The organism is Streptomyces sp. NPDC003038, assembly GCF_040611115.1.
Classification (GTDB): Bacteria; Actinomycetota; Actinomycetes; order Streptomycetales; family Streptomycetaceae; genus Streptomyces.
Genome location: NZ_JBEXNN010000001.1, coordinates 196481 through 214736, shown reverse-complemented (window position 1 = coordinate 214736; position 18256 = coordinate 196481). Strand labels below are relative to the sequence as shown.

Genomic DNA, 18256 nt, shown 5'->3' with positions numbered 1-18256 from the left:
AGCCCGTCCCGCGCCCGGGCTTCGGAGGTGGCCGGATGGCCGTACAGCCGTGGGGGCAGCATCCGCAGCAGCAGCCGTACGGGCAGCCGTGGCAGCCCGCGCACACCCCGCAGTCCGCGATGCGTGCCTCGAACGCCGACCGCGACCGGACGGTCGACGTGCTGAAGGCGGCCTACGCGGAGGGCCGGCTCTCCGCCGAGGAGTACGGGCAGCGGTTCGACGCGGTGTACGAGGCGCAGACGTACGGCCAGCTCGGCCGGCTCGTCGCGGACCTTCCGTCCGGGCCGTTGGTGGCTCCCTTCGGCGCCCCGGTGCCGGTGGTGCCGCCGTCCTACGCACCGCCGTCCTACGCACCGCAGTCCTACGGATCTCAGTCTTTCGCGGCGCCCTTCTTCGGGCCGCCGCCCCAGGCGCGCCCGGTCAACGGGCCGGCGGTCGCCTCGCTCGTGCTCGGTGTGCTGTGCCTGCCGACGCTCGGCGCGACGGCCCTGCCCGCCGTGGTCACCGGACATGTCGCCAAGGCGCAGATCCGTGCCCGCGGAGACGAGGGCGACGGGATGGCGAGCACCGGCCTGGTGCTCGGCTGGCTGTCGGTGGGCGGCTGGGCCCTGCTCTTCGTGCTGGCCGTGCTGCTCGGCTCCTGACGCCTCCCGCACACGGAGCGTGATCGAATTCCGTGCCTCCGCTTACCCAGGGCGGCCCGATAGTATGCACGGCAACACGTGCCAAGGCTGTCTCTCACTGCCCTTGAGTTCGCCCTGGCCCGGAGCTTCGGTGGCGGGGCCCGGAGCCGGGCAGCGGCTTGCCGACGCACGATCCGGCCCTCATCGCAGGGGACCGACCAGCAGTAGGGACATCGCAGTGACAGTCAGTACCGAGGGGGCGGTCGCCGTGCTGCCCGCGAGTGGACCGGCCGCGCCCGCCCGGCCGGAATCGGCCCTGCGGCGCGCACCCCGCGCCCGCGGTGGGCTGCTGCTGCTGGAGGCCGCCGTGGCCTTCGCCGCGGCGCTCGTCCTCCCGCTGCTGGCCCGCGGCTTCAAGCTCAACCCCCTGAACCGGATCGCGCAGGTCAGCGGCCTCGCCGCGATCCAGCTGCGGTTCGCCCTGATCGGCCTGCTGCTCGTCGCCGCCGTGGTGCTGGCGATGCGGCTGCGTCGCGGCCGGCACTTCGACCTGGCCGCCCGGCTGGCCAGCGCCGGTATCGCCGGTCTGGCCAGTGGGTTCGTCGCCGCCGGCGCGGTCGTCGCGCTCCTTGGCACCCCGTGGCCGATGTTCGGCCTCAACGGCGACAGCGGCCGCATCGTCGAGTGGGCCCACGCGGTCGCCAACGGGCAGCCGTCGGGCTCGCCGGTCTATCCGCCGCTGCCCCTCCAGACCCTCGGCTACTACGCCGAGTGGTTCCGGGGCGGCAACACCGCGTACGCCTTCAAGGACCTCCAGATCCTCGGCGCCGCCGCCTTCGGACCGCTGGTCTACCTCGCCTGGCGGCTGCTGCTCAGCCCGGTCCGGGCGCTCGCCTTCGGCGTGGCGCCGGCCTTCGCACTGATCGACCCCTACAAGCCGTACAGCCAGACGGTGCTCGTACTGCTGGTGCCGGTGCTGGTGGCGATGGTGGTGGCGCTGCGCCGCAGCGGTACCGAGGCCTGGCGGCCCCTGCTGCTCAAGGGCGCCGGCTTCGGCGTGCTGCTCGGCGTGCTCTTCCTGACCTACTCGGGCTGGTTCCTGTGGAGTGCGGCGGGTGTGCTGTTCGCCGCGCTGCTGTACTTCCCGTGGCGGACCGGCCGGCTCAAGGGCGCGGCCTTCATGGGCGTCACCCTGGCGGCCTTCCTCGTGGTGGCCGGGCGCTACCTGATGGTCATGCTGACCGAGGGCCAGACCACCAAGGACTACAACTTCCGCTTCGACAACTTCACCGACCCGGCGTACTACCTGATGTGGCGCACCGACATGCCCGGCAAGACGGGCGACTGGCCGCTGCCCGGCGAGTACGGCGGTGTCGGACTGTTCGCGCTGGTCACGTTCGTCTGCCTGGGCGCGGCGATCTGGCTGGGCATCCGCAAGCCGCTGGTGGTCACCATCGCCGCCATGTTCATCAGCGCGTGGGTGATGCGGATGTACATCGCCTCGCACATGTACGAGACGCAGACCGTCCAGCTGTACACCCGCACCAACAACCAGCTGCTCTACTGCGGCCTGATCCTGTGCGCGCTGATCGCCCACCTGGTCTCGCTGCGGATGGCCGGGCGCCGGACCGACACCGCCGAGGACGCGGCCGGCTCGGAGCCCCGCCTCCCGGCCGGCTCCCAGGGCGGCGGCCCGGGCGCCCCCGGTCTCCCGAACCTCCCGACTCTCCCGGGCCTCCCGGGCCGTGAGGCGGCGGTGATCGGAACCCTGTGCGCCCTGCTGCTGCTGCTCGGCACCGTCTCCTCCTCGATGTCCGACCGCTACATGCCCGCCCAGGACGGCACCTACCGGATCCTGCCCTGGGTCTCGCACACCATCACCGAGCTGGACGGCAGTTGCCCGAAGTTCGCCCCCGGAGGCACCTGCTCCAAGGACGGCGACCAGACCTGGCTGAGCTTCATCCGATGACCAGAGGGAACAGATGATCTCCGCACTGACGCGGCTGGCCGACTGGTCGGCCAGGACCCCCAAGCGGCTCTGGCTGGTCGCTTTCGCCCTCTTCTTCACGCTCGCGGGCTCCTGGTCCGCCGCCACCCCGCTCGGCGGTTCCCCGGACGAGCACGCGCACTTCATCCGCGCCGCGGCCGTCGCCCGGGGCCAGATCAACGGACCCGAGGTGATGGTCCCGCACGTGGTGGCGGGCATCGAGGGCCACTTCGCCGAGACCGGGGTGCGGCTGCCGCAGTGGTACGAGCAGCTCCCCCGGCTGCACGAGTGCTACGCCTGGCACGAGGACGAGCCCGCCTCCTGCGCCCCCTCGATCGGGACCGCCGAGAAGACCGTCCAGGTCACCACCGCCGCGGGCCGCTACCACCCGGCCTACTACCTGGCGACCGGCTGGCCGAGCCTGCTCGTCGACGGCCCCAAGGGGCTGTACCTGATGCGCCTGATGTCGGCGCTGCTCTGCTCCGCCCTGCTGGCCAGCGCCGTGGTCACGGCCGCCGAGTGGCGGCGCCGGTCGGTCGCGATGCTGGGCGTCCTCGCCGCGGCCACGCCGATGGCCCTGTACATGGCCGGCATGGTCAACCCCAGCGGTGGCGAGATCGCCGCCGGGATCCTGGTGTGGACGGCGCTGCTGTCGATCACGATGTCGCCCGACCCCCGGCTGCTGAACCGCCGGCTGGCCCGGCTGGGCATCGGCGGGCTGGTGCTCATCAACATCCGCCCGCTCGGACTGATCTGGTTCGCCGGGGCGCTGGTCTTCGGCCTGCTGCTGACGCGTCAGCGCGGGCTGCTCGGTTCGGTGCTGCGCCGCAAGGCCCTCTGGCTCTGGACGGGCCTGCTGGGCGCAGCGGCGGCCGGTGCGCTGCTCTGGGCGTCCCGGCACCCGGACAACTCGGTGATCAACACGCCTGCGTCGCTGACGGCCAAGGTGGCCGCCAGGCAGACCCTCGGCAATACCGACACCTACATCAAGCAGATGCTGGGCTACTTCGGCTGGCTGGACACGCCCGCGCCCGCCTTCACCTGGCTGGTCTGGCTGGGTGCGATCGCGACGCTCGTCGCGCTGGCGCTGGCCTACGGCCGGGGGCGCGAGGCGCTGGCGGTGTTCGGCATGCTGGCGGGCATCGTGTTGCTGCCGGTGATCGCACAGGCCTCGCAGGCGGAGAAGATCGGCATGGTGTGGCAGGGCCGCTACCTGCTGCCGCTCGCCGTGGGCCTGCCCCTGATGGCGGTCCTGATCAGCGCGAGCCGGGCGCCCGACCGGGGCTTCCCCTGGCGCCGGCTGGCCGGCTTCACCGTCGCCGGCCTCGCGCTGGCGAACGCGGCGGCCTTCTTCTGGACGCTGCGGCGCTTCGCGGTCGGCACCTCCGGTGCCTGGGTGCCGACGTCGGCGCACTGGGCCCCTCCCGGCGGCTGGGTCCTGTGGACCGGCGTCTACACGCTGGCCGCGCTCGCCCTGATCCTGCCGGCGTTGATGTCGGACCGGACCCCCGCGGCCGTGGACGGCGGGCGCCTCGACGATCCCCGCTCCGGACGCCGTTCGCGGGTGCCCGAGCCGGTCTGACCGGCGGCCCGACCGGCCGGTCCAGCCGGTCGGCTGGACCGGCAGCCGGCCGGTCCGGCCAAGCCGCCATGACCCGCCCGCCTGAGGGCTGAGGGACCCGTCCCCCGGTGCCGGCCCACGGACCGGGACCGGACCCCTCAGCCGCCGACCTCCGCCGTCACCACGCCGGGCGTACGGTCGTCCGCCTCGGCCAGCAGCGCCCCGTCCGGAGCCCATACCGCAGCCCGCCCGCAGCCGGTCCACGGCCCGGCCGGGCCGACGTGGTTGGCCAGCACCACGTACAGGCCGTGCTGCTTGGCCATTCCCGGGTACACCGTGGCCCGTTCGCCGATCCCGTCGCCCGTCCCGTACAGGGAGCTCGCCAGGTGGACCCGGCAGCCGTCCGCCGCGGCCCGGCCCGGCAGCTCGGGGAAGTGGTTGTCGTAACACACGCCCAAGGAGAAGCGGATCCCGCCGAGTTCGAAGCGCCCGTCGCTCACGCCGGGTGCGAAGGCGCCCTGCTCGTGCCGGTAGAGGTGCTGCTTGGCGTACGTCGTCACGTGCGTGCCGTCCGCCCCGTAGACCAGGGTCGCGATGGCGGGGAGCGGCCCGCCGGTGGCCAGCGCGACATTGACCGCGGTGGCGATGCCGGTGGAGCGCAGGGGGTCCAGGCGCGCGTCCTCGGCGTCCACCCAGAGCCCGGGGCCGGCGGCCAGCGCCTCCAGCTCGTATCCGGTGAGCGTGAACTCGGGGAACACCACGAGTTCGGCGCCCTCGGCGCGGGCCCGCGCGGCGAGCGCGACGGCCTGCGCGGTGTTGGCGGCCACGTCGGCCGGGACACAGGTCAACTGGGCTGCGGCGATCTTCACCGGGCCAGCATGCCACCAGCATGCCATTGGGCCCGCTGCCTCCCGCGCCCGGGTGATCAACCCCGCAGCAGCGTCAGGAACGAGCGGAAAGCGGCCGGCATGTCCACCGCCTCGGGGGCGAGGAGCCACTGGTACTGGAGGCCGTCCATGACCGCCGTCAGCAGCGGGGCGGCCTGCTCAGGGGTGAGGCCGGAGGGCAGGCGGTCGCCGAATTCGGCGCGCAGGACCGCCGCCATCTCCGAGCGGACCTGGGCGTAGCGCTCGGTGAAGAACTCCCGCGCCGGGTGTCCGTCGGTGACGCTCTCGCCCAGCAGCGCCGAGAAGGTCTGCACGATGCCGGGGCGCATGGCGTTGTAGTCCACCAGCGAGGCCAGCAGGTCCAGGCGCCAGGAGTCGGCCGCTGCGCGCGAGCCGCCACCGGTGTCCCAGCGGTCGCGCTCCTCCAGTACCGCGACCAGGAGTGCCTCCTTGGTCGGGAAGTAGTGCATCAGCCCCTGCTGGGTCAGGCCCACGCGCTCGGCGACCGCGCTCAGGGACGCACCCCGGTAGCCGCGCTCCGCGATCACCTCGACCGCCGCGCGGAGGATCTCCCCGCGCCGCTCCTCGCTCCTCGCCCTGGTCATCGCCCCGGCTCCCCTTCCGTCCACACCTGCCAGCAGGACCGTACGCCATGGAAATATCACGAACAAATAACGAAACCTACCGTTCAACAGGCAATGGGTCCACGATGGGGGCACCGGCCCGGCGCGACCGCGCCGCCGTCACCGCACGCACCGCAATCGACGAGGAGGCACGGCCGTGACCGATGCCGAACAGACCCGCAGGGACGCCGTAGAGGCGGCGCTCAGCGCCCTGGATCTCGACACCAAGGCACGCCTGCTGGCGGGCCAGGACATGTGGTCGCTGCCCGCCGTCCCCGAGATCGGCCTGCGGTCCCTGGTCATGTCCGACGGCCCCATCGGCGTCCGCGGCGTGCGCTGGACCGCCGACGACCCCTCCATCGCGCTGCCGTCGCCCACCGCGCTCGCCGCCGCCTGGGATCCCGCGCTGGCCCGCCGCGCGGGCCGGCTCCTCGCCCAGGAGGCCCGCCGCAAGGGCGTGCACGTCCTCCTCGCGCCGACCGTCAACCTGCACCGCTCCCCGCTCGGGGGACGGCACTTCGAGTGCTACTCCGAGGACCCGTACCTCACCGGCGCCATCGGCAGCGGCTATGTGAACGGAGTCCAGGACGGCGGCGTCGGCACCACCGTCAAGCACTTCGTCGGCAACGACGCCGAGACCGAGCGGTTCACCGTCGACAACGCCATCGCCCCGCGCCCGCTGCGCGAGCTGTACCTGGCGCCCTTCGAGGCCATCGTCGCGGGCGCCCGCCCCTGGGGCGTCATGACGGCCTACAACCAGGTCAACGGCACGACCATGACCGAGCACCACCACCTCGTGAACGAGGTCCTGCGCGGCGAATGGGGCTTCGACGGATTCAACGTCTCCGACTGGATGGCGGCCCGCTCCACCACCGCGGACATCGAAGGCGGCCTCGACGTGGCCATGCCCGGCCCGAGCACCGTCTACGGACCCGCCCTCGCCGCGGCCGTACGGGCCGGAGAAGTCCCCGAGTCCGCCGTCGACGCGGCCGTGCGCAACGTCCTGCGCCTCGCCGCCCGCGTCGGCGCCCTGGACGGCGCCCCCGCCGCCGTCGCCGTGCCCCCGGCCCCCATCGACGGCCAGGCGCTGGCCCGCGAGCTCGCCGCCCGCGGCTTCGTCCTCGTCCGCAACGAGAACGGCGCGCTCCCGCTCGACGCCGGCCCCGGCCGCACCGTCGCCCTCATCGGAGCCGCCGCCCGCGACGCCCGCGTCCTGGGCGGCGGCTCCGCCACCGTCTTCCCGGAGCGGGTCGTCTCCCCGCTCGACGGACTCACCGCCGCCCTGGCCGAGGGGGCGCTGACCTTCACCGTCGGCGCCGACCCCTCCGACGAACTCACCCCCGCCGACAAGGGCTTCGAGCTCCGTGCCGTCTGCCGCGACGCCTCGGGCGCCGTCCTCGGGAAAGGCGGCCTGCCGAGCGGGCAGGTCCAGTGGATCGGCGACGACCTGCCCGCGGGTGCCACGTACGACACCATGGCGAGCATCGAGGTCACCGGTACGTTCGTCCCGCGCGAGAGCGGTGAGCACGCCTTCGGCACCCGCGGGCTCGGCGCCTTCAGCCTCGCCATGGGCGGGCAGAAGGTGTGGGACGGCGTCCAGGAGATGGGTGACGAGTCCGACCCCTTCGAGGCCTTCTTCGGCGCCCCCAGCGAGCGCGCCCGGATCACCCTCACCGAGGGCGAGCCCGTCGAGGTGTCGCTGACCTACCGGGTCCCCGACATGACCGCACTGCCGCTGAAGGCGGTCATGTTCTCGCTGCTCCACCTCGGCCCCCGGCGCGACCCCGACGAGCTCATCGCCGAGGCCGTGGCCGCCGCCCGGTCCGCCGACACCGCCGTCGTGGTCGTCGCCACTACCGAGCGTGTGGAGTCCGAGGGCTTCGACCGCAGGGACCTGACCCTCCCGGGCCGCCAGGACGACCTGGTCCGCGCCGTCGCCGCCGCCAACCCGAACACCGTGGTCGTCGTCAACGCCGGCTCGCCGGTCGAGCTCCCGTGGCGCGAGGAGGTGGCCGCCGTGCTGCTGACCTGGTTCCCCGGGCAGGAGGGCGGGGCCGCGCTGGCCGACGTACTGCTCGGCGACGCGGAGCCGGGCGGGCGCCTGCCCACCACCTGGCCCGCCACGTTCGCCGACGCGCCCGTCACCGAGGTCGTCCCCGCCGAGGGCCGCCTCGAGTACCGCGAGGGGCTCTTCATCGGCTACCGGGCGTACGAGAAGCACGCCATCACCCCCGCCTTCCCGTTCGGGCACGGCCTCGGCTACACCGACTGGGCCTACGAATCCCTGGAGGCCACCGCCGACGCGGTCCGGGTCCGCGTGACCAACACCGGCACCCGCCCCGGACGGGAGGTCGTCCAGGTCTACCTCGCGCCCGTCGAGACGGCGGCCGACAGCGCGCGGAGCGCGGCCGTCGAGCGCCCGGGGAGCTGGCTGGCGGCCTTCGCGGGCGTCGAGGCGGGACCCGGCGAGAGCGTCGAGGCCGAGATCGCCCTGCCCGCCCGGGCCTTCGAGATCTGGGACGAGGAGGCGCACGGCTGGCAGCGCGTGGCCGGTGCCTACGAGGTCCGCGCGAGCCGTTCGCACGGCGACACGCGGCTGAGGGCGACGCTCGACATCGCCTGACCTCCCGTATGGCCGGAAATCACCCATGCGCTCGGCCTGCGCGAACTGGGCCGGGGGCGGGCCCTGACACCCGCCCCCGGCCCCTCCAGGCCCTCCCTGTCCGCCCCTGTCCGTCCTCGTCCGCCGGCGTCAACGCGGCGGTTCGGCCGCCGTCACCTGGCGGTGTGCCAGTTCCGCCAGCCGCGCCTGCCCGCCCTTGCCCGGATGGAACCAGTCCCAGCGGCTCAACTGGTCCGCCGCGAAGGGGTACTGGAACACCGCGCCGCCGTCGTAGCGGCACAGCGCGTCCTTCGCGCAGACCTCGCGCAGCACCTCGTTGTACTCGACCACCCGCGCCCGCACCTGCTCGCGCCGGGCCATCGCCCCCGTGGCCACCGACAGCGGATCGGCGAGCATCGACTGACAGATGCCCAGCTTCCACACCTGCCGGACCATCGGACTGTCCTTGCCCTGCTCCCACAGCCGCTGGAGGTCCGGCACGCTGGAGACGTACACCTGGGAGGCGGGCGAAGCGGCCCTGAGGCCCGCGAGGGCCTGCTCGAAGCCGGCGCGGAACTCCGCCACCGGCGTCATCGACGAAGCCGTGGCCCGGCAGGCGTCGTTCGAACCCACCATCACCGTGACCAGGTCGGGACGGTGTGCGGCCGCCGCGGCCAGCTGCGCCGGCAGGTCCGCCATCCGTGAGCCGGTCACCGCGTAGTTCCAGCTGCGGGCCGGCGCCGCGGTGTCCCCGAGCAGCCGCGTGGCCAGGGAGCGGACCTCGGGGTCGTTGCCGGTGGCCCAGGAGGCCTCCGGGCAGTCGGCCAGAACCGAACAGGCATCGAAACCCCGGGTGATGGAGTCACCCACAGCGGCGATCGACGTGGGCGCCGTGTTCCAGCGGGGCGCGGACTGCGCGCCGCGCTCGCCCTCGGCCCCCGACCCGCCCGACTGACACCCGGTCACCGCCCCGGCCAGCACGGCTGCCGCCGTACCCGCGCCCGCGAGGATCCGGCGCGAGCGACGGCGGGTGGCGGTGGTGCGCATCGGAACGGGTCCCCTCCTCGTCGCCCCGCATCTTTCGGGGGCGTCCTGCTGAGTGAAAGCTATGTGTTGACCGGGCTCGGAGCGACCGTACGTCACACCACGACCCCTGACTCACGGTAGCTTTTTCCCGTGGCGTTTCGGCCGCAGGTCCCGTAGCGCAATGTCAAATAATTTCCGTTACATTACATCTCGTCACATACTGTCCGTTTTCTGGAGTTTATTCCCGACCTCGTCCCACACTGGAGGTCCCGGTGACGACACGTGGAGTTCTGTACGTGCATTCCGCACCGCGCGCGCTCTGCCCGCATGTGGAATGGGCTGTTGCGGGCGTGCTCGGGGTGCGGGTGAACCTCGACTGGATCAGGCAGCCCGCCTCCCCCGGCACCTGGAGAGCCGAGTTCTCCTGGCAGGCCGAAGCGGGCACCGCCTCGAAACTCGCCTCCGCGTTGCGCGGCTGGCACCTGCTGCGCTTCGAAGTGACCGCGGAACCCTGCCCGACCGCCGAGGGCGAGCGCTACAGCTCCACCCCCGAGCTCGGCATCTTCCACGCCGTCACCGGCATGCACGGCGACATCCTGATCCCGGAGGACCGGCTGCGCGCCGCCCTCGCCCGGTCCGCCCGCGGCGAGACCGACCTGGAGGCGGAGATCGCCAAGCTGCTCGGCAAACCCTGGGACGACGAGCTGGAGCCCTTCCGCTACGCGGGCGAGGGCGCCCCGGTGCGCTGGCTCCACCAGGTGGTCTAGCCTCCGGCCATGCAGAAGGCCCGCTCGGGATCCTGAGCGGGCCTTCTGCATGGCGTTGCGGCGGTTGCGGTGTTCGAAACGACGAACGCCGCAACCATCAATTGAGCAACCTCACGGCGACAACCACGTCCGCGAGAGCGGCGCCGGTTTAGGCGCACTAAACAGTACGGAACGCCAGGGTGACGTTGTGGCCGCCGAATCCGAAGGAGTTGTTGATCGCGGAGATCGGGCCGTCGGCCGGCAGCTTGCGCGGCTCGCCGCGCACGATGTCCGCGTCGATGTCGTCGTCCAGCTCGTCGACGTTGATCGTCGGCGGGGCCAGCCGGTTGTACAGCGCCAGCACCGTCGCGACGGTTTCGATACCGCCCGCACCACCCAGCAGGTGACCGGTCATCGACTTGGTGGCGGAGATCGCGATGTGGTCGAGGTCGTCGCCCAGGACCTTGCGCAGGGCCTTCAGCTCGGCCGTGTCACCCTGCGGGGTGGACGTGGCGTGCGCGTTCAGGTGGACCAGCTCGGCCGGGTCGAGACTCGTGTTGTCGAGCAGGTTCTGCACCGCGGCCGCGACACCGCGGCCGGTCGGCTCCGGCTGCGCGATGTGGTGGCTGTCCGCGGACAGGCCCTGGCCCAGCACCTCGCAGTAGATCCGGGCGCCCCGCGCGGCGGCGTGCTCGGCGGACTCCAGGATGACGACGCCCGCGCCCTCGCCGAGGACGAAGCCGTCACGGGCCTTGTCGTACGGGCGGGAAGCCTGCTCGGGGTTCTCGTTGTTCTTGGACATCGCCATCATGTTGGCGAACGCGGCGATCGGCAGCGGGTGGATCGCCGCCTCGGTGCCGCCCGCGACGACCACGTCGGCACGGCCGGTACGGATCATCTCGACGGCGTAGCCGATGGCCTCGGCGCCGGACGCACAGGCGCTGACCGGGGTGTGCACGCCCGCCTGGGCGTTGACCTCCAGGCCGACGTTGGCCGACGGGCCGTTCGGCATGAGCATGGGGACGGTGTGCGGGGAGACCCGGCGCACACCCTTCTCTTTGAGCACGTCGTACTGGTCGAGCAGGGTCGTTACGCCGCCGATGCCGGAGGCGATCACGGTGCCCAGGCGCTCGGGCGCGATGGGCGTGCCCTCGCCCGCCGGGGCGGTGTAGCCGGCGTCGGCCCACGCCTCGCGGGCCGCGATGACGGCGAACTGCGCCGAGCGGTCCAACTTGCGGGCCAGCGGCCGGGGCAGGACCTCACTGGGGTCCACGGCGGCCGGAGCGGCGATACGGACCGGGAGTTCGGCGAAGCGCTCGCCCTCGAGGGGCTTCACGCCGGAACGGCCGGCGAGCAGGCCTTCCCAGGTCGAAGCGCTGTCGCCACCCAGCGGAGTGGTTGCGCCGATACCGGTGACGACCACGGTGCGATTGGTCGGGCTCACAGGAATTCTTTCTCCACGTCTAAGGGGGTGCTGAATTGTCACGGCGCCACCGCCAGGTGGCGACAAACGCTCGTCAGGCTCAGGCCTGGTTCTTCAGGATGTAGTCGGCGGCGTCGCCGACCGTCTTGAGGTTCTTGACGTCCTCGTCCGGGATCTTGACCTCGAAGCGCTCTTCGGCGGCGACGACGACCTCGACCATGGACAGGGAGTCGACGTCCAGGTCGTCGGTGAACGACTTGTGCGTCTCGACGTCCTCGGTCGGGATGCCGGCGATCTCGTTGACGATCTCCGCGAGACCCGCGACGATCTCTTCCTGCGTGGCGGCCATGTGGCGCTCCTTCTCTAGCTGACTGGGTGTTCAGGCCGGGATGTGGATCCGGGCCCTAGGGGAGGGTAACGACCGTCGCGGCGTAGACGAGTCCCGCCCCGAAGCCGATGACGAGCGCGGTGTCGCCGCTCTTCGCCGCTCCGGTCGCCAGGAGCCGCTCCATAGCGAGCGGGATCGAGGCGGCCGAGGTGTTGCCGGTGGTTTCCACGTCACGGGCGACCGTGACGTGCTCCGGCAGCTTCAGAGTCTTCACCATCGAGTCGATGATCCGCATGTTGGCCTGGTGCGGGATGAAGACGTCCAGGTCGTCAACGGTGATTCCGGCGGCGTCGAGCGCCTGCTGGGCCACCTTGGCCATCTCGAAGACGGCCCAGCGGAAGACCGCCTGACCCTCCTGCGTGATGGCCGGGAACTTCTCGCCGCCGTCCTTGCCGAGGTACTCGTCCCACGGCACGGTCTGCTTGATGGTCTCGGACTTGTCGCCCTCCGAACCCCACACCGTGGGGCCGATGGCCGGCTCGTCCGAGGGGCCGATGACCACGGCGCCGGCGCCGTCGCCGAACAGGAAGGCCGTCGCGCGGTCCTCCAGGTCGGTGAGGTCCGAGAGCCGCTCCACGCCGATGACGAGGACGTACTCGGCCGAGCCCTCGACGACCAGGCCCTTGGCCAGGGTCAGGCCGTAGACGAAACCGGCGCAGCCCGCCGAGACGTCGAAGGCGGCGGGCTTGCCCGCGCCGATCCGGTGCGCGATCTCGGTCGCGACGGCCGGGGTCTGCTTGAAGTGCGAGACCGTCGAGACGATCACGGCGCCGATCTGCTCCGGGGAGATGCCGGCATCCGCCAGCGCCTTGCCCGAGGCCTCCACCGACATCACGGCGACGGTCTCCTGGGGCGAGGCCCAGTGCCGGGTCGCGATGCCGGAGCGGGAGCGGATCCACTCGTCGGACGAGTCGATCGTCTCCAGGATGACCTCGTTGGGCACCACGCGAGTCGGCCGGTAACCGCCGACGCCCAGAACGCGAGCGTACGGGGAGCCCTTGGCCGGCTTGATCTTGGACATGCTGTGTGGGCTCCTTCTCTCAGGCCGTGTGCTCGGCGACGAGCGCAGCGGCCTTGTCGAGATCGTCCGGGGTCTTCAGAGCCACGCTCGGTACGCCCTTCAGCGCGCGCTTGGCCAGACCCGTCAGGGTGCCGCCGGGACAGAGCTCGATGATCCCGGTGACGCCCAGCTCGGCGAACGTCTCCATGCAAAGGTCCCAGCGGACCGGATTGGCGACCTGGCCGACCAGGCGGGCGACGACGTCGGCACCCGTGGCGACGACGTGGCCGTCCTTGTTCGAGACGTACTTCAGCGCCGGGTCGGCCGGAGTGAGGGCCTCCGCGGCCTTCTCCAGCGTGGCGACCGCGGGCGCCATGTGGTGCGTGTGGAAGGCGCCCGCGACGTTGAGGGCGACGACCTTCATGGAACCTTCGGGCTTGTCGGCTTCCAGAGCGGCGATCTGCTCCATGGTGCCGGCGGCCACGATCTGGCCCGCGCCGTTGATGTTCGCCGGGGTCAGCCCCAGCTTCTCCAGATGCGCGACGACCACGTCACGGTCACCGCCGAGGACCGCGGCCATGCCGGTCTCGGTGACGGCGGCGGCCTCGGCCATGCCCAGCCCGCGCGTGCGGACGAACGACAGGGCGTCGGCGTCGGACAGCACGCCGGCGTAGGCGGCGGCCGTGATCTCGCCGACGCTGTGGCCGGCGACGGCACCGAAGGCCGTACGGGAGCCCAGCGCGGCGGCGGACAGCAGACCGGCGGCGACCAGCAGCGGCTGGGCCACGGCGGTGTCGCGGATCTCGTCGGCGTCGGCGTGCGTGCCGTAGTGGGCAAGGTCGAGCCCGATGGCGTCCGACCAGGCGGCGACGCGGTCAGCGGCACCGGGAAGGTCGAGCCAGGGAGTCAGGAAGCCGGGCGTCTGAGCGCCTTGGCCGGGAGCGACGAGTACGAGCACCCTCACACTCTCTCTTGTGGATGGTCCCTGCCGCCCGTGGGGACAGGGACGAAGAACCGTCGGGGTAATTGTTGATGTCCGACAAAAGTCTAGGACTGGGGATCGCCATCGGCCAGACGCCCGAGGATCAGGGCGATCCTCAGCGTGAAGGCGGAACGGACATCGGAGGGTGACCAGCCGGTGACGTCCGTCACACGTCGGAGCCGGTAGCGCACCGTGTTGGGGTGCACGAACAGCATCCGGGCGGCTCCTTCGAGACTGCTCGCCTGCTCCAGATAGACGCTCAGCGTCTCCAGTAGCGCCGACCCCGCCTCCTCCAGCGGTCTGTAGATCTCCTCCACCAGCTGCTCCCTCGCAGCGGGATCCGAGGCGATCGCGCGCTCCGGGAGGAGATCGTCCGCCAAGACCGGCCGCGGGGCGTCCTGCCACGCCGTGCAGGCCTTCAGTCCGGCTGCCGCCGCCTGCGCCGACTTCGTCGCGTTCAGCAGGTCGGGCACCACCGGCCCGGCCACCACCGGGCCCGCCGCGAAGGGCCCGATCAGGGACTTCGCGACCTGCATCGGGTTGTCGCTGCCGCCCGCGATGACGACCAGACGGTCCCCGAGCACACCCGTGAGGACCTGGAGCTTGTGGTGGCGGGCCGCGCGCCGGATCGCCTCGACCGTCAGCTCGCTGTCCCCCTCCGGCGCGGTGCCGAGGACCACGCAGACGTGTTCCGGCGAGTTCCAGCCGAGCGCGGCCGCCCGCGACAGCGCGCCCTCGTCGGCCTCGCCCGACAGCACCGCGTTGACGACGAGCGACTCCAGGCGGGCGTCCCACGCTCCGCGCGCCTCGGCGGCCTGCGCGTACACCTGGGCGGTCGCGAAGGCGATCTCCCTGGCGTACACGAGCAGCGCCTCACGCAGGATCGACTCGTCTCCCGGCGCCGCCACCTCCTCGATCGCGGTCTCCATGACCTCGATCGTGGTGCGGACCATTTCGACGGTCTGGCGCAGGGTGATGGCCCGGGTCAGCTCGCGCGGAGCCGTTCCGAACACGTCGGTCGAGATCGCCTGGGGGGTCTCCGGGTGCCGGAACCACTCCGTGAACGCGGCGATGCCGGCCTGCGCGACCAGGCCGATCCACGAGCGGTTCTCCGGGGGCATCGCCCGGTACCACGGCAGGGTCTCGTCCATGCGCGCGATCGCGTTGGCGGCGAGCCGGCCGGAGGACTTCTCCAGTCGTCGCAGCGTCGCGGTGTGCGGATGGGCCGGATGCGCGGCATGCGCGGCATGCGCGGGGAGATGCTCACGTTCGGGTTGGGGCACGGGACAAGACTGCCTTATCGGCGCCCGTGAGCGGAGTCCGGTCCCGCGCCCGGCGTCTACGGTGGCTCCATGATTGAAGTACGTCGAGGCGCCGACCGGTACGAGGGCGGGGATCCCGGGGCCGGGATCATCACCCGGCACGCCTTCTCCTTCGGGTCCTCCTACGACCCGGACAACCTGCGTTTCGGCCCGGTGCTCGCCTGTAACGAGGAGACCCTCGCCCCCGGCGCCGGATTCGATGAGCACCCGCACAGCCATACCGAGATCGTGACCTGGGTGGTGGAGGGCGAGCTCACCCACAAGGACAGCACCGGGGAGAGCGCCCAGGTCCGGGCCGGGGACGTGCAGCGGCTCGGCGCCGGAGCCGGGGCGCGGCACGTGGAGCGCAACGACGGCACCGAACGGCTGCGGTTCGTGCAGATGTGGCTGGAGCCGCTCACCCCGGGCGGGGAACCCTCGTACGAGGTGGTCAGGGGGATCGCCGACGGCACGCCCTACGAGGTCCCCGCGGCCGGCGCCGTGCTGCACGTGCGGCGGCCGGGCGCGGGCGAGCGGGTCGCCGTACCGGCCGCGGAGCGGGTGTACCTGCACGTGGTCCGGGGGGACCTGCGCCTCGACGGGGAGGAGCTGGGTCCCGGGGACTCGGCACGGATCACCGGCGAAGGAGGCCTGGAGATCACCGCCGGGTCTCCCGGCGAGCTGTTGATCTGGGAGCTGCCCTGAGGAGCCCTAAACGCTGTCCGGGCGGGAGGCCAGCTCGGCCAGGACCGCGTCCGTGAACGGGGTCCACGCCTCCACGGCCCACGGGCCGAAGGCGCGGTCCGTCAGCGCCACGCACGCGGCGCGCGCGTCGGGGTCCACCCACAGGAAGGTGCCCGCCTGACCGAAGTGGCCGAAGGTGCGCGGCGAGGAGGAGGAGCCCGTCCAGTGCGGGGACTTGCCGTCGCGGATCTCCAGGCCGAGCCCCCAGTCGTTGGGGGACTGGTGCCCGTAGCCCGGCAGCACGCCCTTGAGGCCGGGGTGGACGACGGAGGTGGCCTCCGCGACCGTGCGGACGTCGAGCAGCCGGGGCGCCTGCAGCTCCGCGGCGAACCGTACGAGGTCGCCGACGGTGGAGACGCCGTCCTTGGCGGGCGAGCCGTCCAGGGTCGTCGCCGTCATGCCCAGCGGCTCGCACACCGCCTGGTGGAAGTACTCCGCGAAGGGGATGCCGGTCGCCTTGGCGATGTGGTCGCCGAGCACCTCGAAACCGGCGTTCGAGTACAGCCGGCGCTGTCCGGGCGGGGCCGTCACGCGGTGCTCGTCGAAGGCCAGGCCGCTGGTGTGCGCGAGGAGGTGACGGACCGTCGAGCCCACGGGCCCGGCCGGCTCGTCCAGCTCGATCGCCCCTTCCTCGTACGCGACGAGGGCGGCGTACGCGGCGAGCGGCTTGGTGACCGAGGCCAGGGCGAAGCGCCGGCCGACGGGCCCGTGGGAGCCTGCCAGGCTCCCGTCGCCGCGCACGACGGCCGCCGCGGCGGTCGTCACGGGCCAGGTCTCGATGATCCGCAGGCTGTGCAGGGTCTCCACGCTCTCCATGCGGCCGAGCCTACTTGCTTGGAGTGCACTCCAAGGTTTTAGCGTGGGGCCCATGAGCCAGAGCCTGACGCCGACGCGGTACACGATCAGCGAGGTCGAGGCCCGGACCGGTCTGACCCAGCACACCCTGCGCTGGTACGAGCGGATCGGCCTGATGCCGCACGTGGACCGCTCCCACTCGGGTCAGCGGCGGTTCAGCGACAAGGACCTCGACTGGCTGGCCTTCGTGGGCAAGCTGCGCGCCACCGGGATGTCGGTGGCGGACATGGTCCGGTACGCCGAACTGGTCCGCGAGGGCGAGCACACCGTCGACGAGCGCCGTGAGCTGCTGGAGCGGACGCGGCGCGACGTACGGGCGCGGATCGCGGAGCTGACGGACGCGCTCGGCGTACTGGACTTCAAGATCGGGATGTATGCGACGAACGCGGTCGCGGAGAAGGCGGAGCAATGACGCGGAACGGCACCACCACCATCGAGCGGGCCGAACTCGGCAAGGGCGGCCCGCTGGTCGGGGTCCAGGGCCTCGGCTGCATGGGCATGAGCGAGTTCTACGGGGACACGGACGAAGCGGCGGCCCGGGAGACCCTGGACGCGGCCCTGGCCGCCGGGGTCACCCTCTTCGACACCGCGGACGTGTACGGGCGGGGTAAGAACGAGGAGTTCCTCGCGCCGTTCGTGGCCGCGCACCGGGACGAGATCACCCTGGCGACGAAGTTCGCCATAGAGCGCACCGACGACCTGCACTACCGGGGCATCCGCAACGACCGGGCGTACATCCGCCAGGCCGTCGAGGGCAGCCTGCGGCGGCTCGGGACCGAGGTGATCGACCTGTACTACATGCACCGGCGCGACCCGGCCGTGCCGTTGGCCGAGTCGGTGGGCGCGATGGCGGAACTGGTGCGGGAGGGGAAGGTGCGCCACCTGGGGCTGAGCGAGGTCACCGGCGCGGAACTGCGCGAGGCGCACGCGGTGCACCCCATCGCGGCGCTCCAGTCGGAGTGGTCGCTGTTCAGCCGGGACGTGGAGCGCAGCGCGGTGGGCGCCGCGGCCGAACTGGGCGTGGCCTTCGTGCCCTACTCGCCGCTCGGGCGCGGGTTCCTGACGGGCGCCTTCGCCGACGCGGGCAAGGACCTGTCGGCGGACGACTTCCGCCGCTTCCAGCCCCGCTTCACGGGTGACAACGCGAAGGCCAACGCGGCGCTGCTGGCGCCGGTACGGGAGATCGCGCAGGCGCACGGGGCGAGCCCGGCGCAGATCGCCCTGGCGTGGGTGCAGCAGCGGGCGACGGTGCACGGGCTGCCCGTGATCCCGATCCCGGGGACCCGCAAGCCCGGACGCCTCGCGGAGAACACCGCGGCGACCCGGATCACCCTGACGGCGGCGGAGCTGGCGCTGCTGGAGCCGATCGCCGCCCGGGTCGAGGGCGACCGCTACCCGGACATGAGCTCCACCTCGGCGGCCCGCGAGGGCTGAGCCGGGCCGGGCGGGGGCGGGGGATCGGCCGGGGCGGGCCGGACCGGGCCGAACCGGACCGGGCCGAACCGGAC

17 protein-coding genes are annotated in these 18256 nt (G+C 72.4%); 8 read left to right on the top strand and 9 right to left on the bottom strand.

The genetic code is table 11. The features are described from left to right. Window positions 1-35: 35 nt before the first annotated feature. The 3 genes from ABZX75_RS00955 to ABZX75_RS00945 all read left to right on the top strand — a co-directional run bounded on the left by ABZX75_RS00955 (window position 36) and on the right by ABZX75_RS00945 (window position 4192). Complete coding sequence (locus ABZX75_RS00955) at window positions 36-644, top strand: DUF1707 and DUF4190 domain-containing protein (protein WP_355406407.1); 609 nt, start codon at window positions 36-38, stop codon at window positions 642-644. 217 nt (window positions 645-861) lie between these two features. Continuing rightward, a complete protein-coding gene (locus tag ABZX75_RS00950) occupies window positions 862-2592 on the top strand; it encodes a hypothetical protein (RefSeq protein ID WP_355406405.1) in 1731 nt (576 codons plus the stop codon). Between the two features lie 13 nt (window positions 2593-2605). Further along, complete coding sequence (locus ABZX75_RS00945) at window positions 2606-4192, top strand: DUF2142 domain-containing protein (protein WP_355406403.1); 1587 nt, start codon at window positions 2606-2608, stop codon at window positions 4190-4192. A 137-nt stretch (window positions 4193-4329) separates the two neighbouring features. Here ABZX75_RS00945 and ABZX75_RS00940 read toward each other — a convergent pair whose 3' ends face one another. Next, window positions 4330-5040: a carbon-nitrogen hydrolase family protein gene (locus ABZX75_RS00940; RefSeq protein WP_355406401.1), complete on the bottom strand. Its 711-nt coding sequence runs from the start codon at window positions 5038-5040 to the stop codon at window positions 4330-4332. A gap of 56 nt (window positions 5041-5096) precedes the next feature. After that, window positions 5097-5663 carry a TetR/AcrR family transcriptional regulator gene (locus ABZX75_RS00935; RefSeq protein WP_355406400.1) on the bottom strand — a complete coding sequence of 189 codons (567 nt, stop codon included), beginning with the start codon at window positions 5661-5663 and terminating at the stop codon, window positions 5097-5099. Between the two features lie 175 nt (window positions 5664-5838). Between ABZX75_RS00935 and ABZX75_RS00930 the strand changes: the two genes are divergently transcribed. Continuing rightward, complete coding sequence (locus ABZX75_RS00930) at window positions 5839-8304, top strand: glycoside hydrolase family 3 C-terminal domain-containing protein (protein ID WP_355406399.1); 2466 nt, start codon at window positions 5839-5841, stop codon at window positions 8302-8304. 129 nt (window positions 8305-8433) lie between these two features. On the opposite strand, the gene ABZX75_RS00925 is transcribed toward ABZX75_RS00930, so the two are convergent. Next, the gene (locus ABZX75_RS00925; protein WP_355406397.1) at window positions 8434-9330 is read right to left on the bottom strand and encodes a GDSL-type esterase/lipase family protein; all 897 of its coding nucleotides are present in this window, start codon (window positions 9328-9330) and stop codon (window positions 8434-8436) included. 251 nt (window positions 9331-9581) lie between these two features. Between ABZX75_RS00925 and ABZX75_RS00920 the strand changes: the two genes are divergently transcribed. Then, complete coding sequence (locus ABZX75_RS00920; protein WP_030160508.1) at window positions 9582-10076, top strand: DUF3145 domain-containing protein; 495 nt, start codon at window positions 9582-9584, stop codon at window positions 10074-10076. A 157-nt stretch (window positions 10077-10233) separates the two neighbouring features. On the opposite strand, the gene fabF is transcribed toward ABZX75_RS00920, so the two are convergent. The 5 genes from fabF to ABZX75_RS00895 form a co-directional block, all read right to left on the bottom strand. After that, window positions 10234-11499, bottom strand: coding sequence for a beta-ketoacyl-ACP synthase II (gene fabF / locus ABZX75_RS00915; RefSeq protein ID WP_355406394.1), 1266 nt, complete (start codon window positions 11497-11499; stop codon window positions 10234-10236). Between the two features lie 79 nt (window positions 11500-11578). Next, a complete protein-coding gene (locus ABZX75_RS00910) occupies window positions 11579-11827 on the bottom strand; it encodes an acyl carrier protein (RefSeq protein WP_355406392.1) in 249 nt (82 codons plus the stop codon). 55 nt (window positions 11828-11882) lie between these two features. Further along, window positions 11883-12887 (bottom strand): ketoacyl-ACP synthase III, encoded by a 1005-nt coding sequence (locus ABZX75_RS00905; protein ID WP_355406390.1) that lies wholly within the window; start codon window positions 12885-12887, stop codon window positions 11883-11885. Between the two features lie 19 nt (window positions 12888-12906). Then, on the bottom strand, window positions 12907-13824 hold the full coding sequence (locus ABZX75_RS00900; RefSeq protein WP_355406388.1) for an ACP S-malonyltransferase: 918 nt from the start codon (window positions 13822-13824) through the stop codon (window positions 12907-12909). An 89-nt stretch (window positions 13825-13913) separates the two neighbouring features. Further along, window positions 13914-15131 carry a helix-turn-helix domain-containing protein gene (locus ABZX75_RS00895; protein WP_355406386.1) on the bottom strand — a complete coding sequence of 406 codons (1218 nt, stop codon included), beginning with the start codon at window positions 15129-15131 and terminating at the stop codon, window positions 13914-13916. A gap of 69 nt (window positions 15132-15200) precedes the next feature. On the opposite strand from ABZX75_RS00895, the gene ABZX75_RS00890 reads away from it, so the two are divergent. Beyond that, a complete protein-coding gene (locus ABZX75_RS00890; protein ID WP_355406384.1) occupies window positions 15201-15854 on the top strand; it encodes a pirin family protein in 654 nt (217 codons plus the stop codon). Window positions 15855-15860: 6 nt separating this feature from the next. Here ABZX75_RS00890 and ABZX75_RS00885 read toward each other — a convergent pair whose 3' ends face one another. Further along, the gene (locus tag ABZX75_RS00885) at window positions 15861-16691 is read right to left on the bottom strand and encodes a serine hydrolase domain-containing protein (RefSeq protein ID WP_355407008.1); all 831 of its coding nucleotides are present in this window, start codon (window positions 16689-16691) and stop codon (window positions 15861-15863) included. A 70-nt stretch (window positions 16692-16761) separates the two neighbouring features. Between ABZX75_RS00885 and ABZX75_RS00880 the strand changes: the two genes are divergently transcribed. Together ABZX75_RS00880 and ABZX75_RS00875 are read left to right on the top strand one after the other, a co-directional pair. After that, window positions 16762-17160, top strand: a complete 399-nt coding sequence (locus ABZX75_RS00880) for a MerR family transcriptional regulator (protein WP_355406382.1) — start codon at window positions 16762-16764, stop codon at window positions 17158-17160. Then, complete coding sequence (locus ABZX75_RS00875) at window positions 17157-18182, top strand: aldo/keto reductase (protein WP_355406380.1); 1026 nt, start codon at window positions 17157-17159, stop codon at window positions 18180-18182. Before ABZX75_RS00880 ends, ABZX75_RS00875 begins: the two co-directional genes overlap by 4 nt. Window positions 18183-18256: the final 74 nt, after the last annotated feature.